Annotated in this window: 3 protein-coding genes; all 3 read left to right on the forward strand. The window is 34.1% G+C overall.

The window, feature by feature from the left end:
* Window positions 1–122 precede the first annotated feature (122 nt).
* Window positions 123–278: a hypothetical protein gene (locus MVE07_RS10575; RefSeq protein WP_297452837.1), complete on the forward strand. Its 156-nt coding sequence runs from the start codon at window positions 123–125 to the stop codon at window positions 276–278.
* 42 nt (window positions 279–320) lie between these two features.
* On the forward strand, window positions 321–455 hold the full coding sequence (locus MVE07_RS10580; protein WP_297452839.1) for a hypothetical protein: 135 nt from the start codon (window positions 321–323) through the stop codon (window positions 453–455).
* On the forward strand, window positions 452–1,520 hold a 1,069-nt coding region (locus MVE07_RS10585; protein ID WP_297455259.1), incomplete at its 3' end, for a recombinase family protein. The genes MVE07_RS10580 and MVE07_RS10585, both read left to right, overlap by 4 nt.

The raw sequence follows: 1,520 nt of genomic DNA on the forward strand, positions 1-1,520 counted from the left end.
GACAAATTCTGTCTTACAGCTTTTTATAGCCTTCGTTCAGTATGTTTTGCCTCTAATTGTAGGAACCCTTTGGATTTATTCTTTGCTGCTATTTATCAAATACAAAAAGGAGGGAATTTAAGATGAGGTTCTCAGATGTAAGACTTTATGAGAAATGGATTAGAAAGCTTGAAAATGGGAAAACAAAAGAGGTTATAGATGAGCTAAAAACTCTTGCTGAAATCAGGAAAAAGAGAAAAGAAGAAAACAAAAAATACAAACTGACATCAGGCAAATGAAAAATTCCGTTTTATATATAAAAGCCTTGTTAGAGGGGTAATATGAAAACGGTTGAGAAAGACAAAGTAGTAGAAAAAATAGCAGTTATCTCTCTAAAGTATTTGAAAGAACTTGAGAAAAGAGGCATTATAAAAATCAAAATAGAAAAAGGAGTTGTAAGGGTAGTCAAAGCATGAAAGCAGTTATATACGCAAGATACAGTTCTAAAAATCAGGACAAAAAGTCTATCAAAGACCAGGTTATTCTCTGTCAGATAGAGGCAGAAAAGCAAAATGATGAAGTTGTTGCTGTTTTCTTTGACGAGGCTAAAAGCGGTCTTTCAGATGATAGAGAAGCTTATCAGAAGATGCTTGAGTATGTAAAAAAGCACAGGATAAAGAAAATATATACGTACCACACAAGCAGAATATCCAGGGACACAGCAGAAATAAAGCTAAGGGTAAGAGAGCTTAAATATATCTACGGGGTAAACATTATATTTGTTTCACAGGGAATATCTACTGCACAGGAAAATATAGAGTTATTATTATCTGCAAACGGTATAGCTGATGAACAATATGTAGAAAGTATCAGAAAAAACACATGGAGAGGTTTATATGGCAGGCTGCAGCAAGGAAAGGCAGTATTTGCCCCTAAGTTTGGATATAAACTAAAGGATGGTGAACTTTATATAGACGAAAAAGAAGCAGAAATAGTTAAAGAAATATTTAACCTATACATATCAGGAAAAGGCTTTAAAGAAATAGCAAAAATACTAAACCAGAGAGGTATCCCATCTCCAAGGAGAGCCAAATGGTCTTTAACAGCTGTAAGGGAAATAATCACAAATGAAATATACAAAGGTGTAATAGTTTGGAACAAATACCAGTATCGTAAGATACCAGGATTTTCTAAAAGGAAGAAAATACCTAATCCACCAGAGCAGTGGATAAGGATTGAAAGACCAGATTTACAGATAGTTCCTGTGGAAATCTGGGAAGAGGCTAACAGGAAAAGAATATCAAGACAAAGACAGGACAACAGCAAAAACCGAGTAGGATATACAACCCTTTTAGGTGGATTTATTAAATGCCAGTGTGGAAGTAATCTAATAAAACATTCTAAGGTTTCATTTAAATGCAGACAGGCTTTAGTAGGAGCCTGCGATATAACAGCAAGTTTCAGAGAAGATATGTTGAATACCCTTGTTATACACGCTATAAAACAGCATTTAATAGAAAATAGAGAATTGTTTAAAGAAG

The organism is Persephonella sp. (assembly GCF_027023985.1).
In the GTDB taxonomy this organism is placed as follows: Bacteria; Aquificota; Aquificia; order Aquificales; family Hydrogenothermaceae; genus Persephonella_A.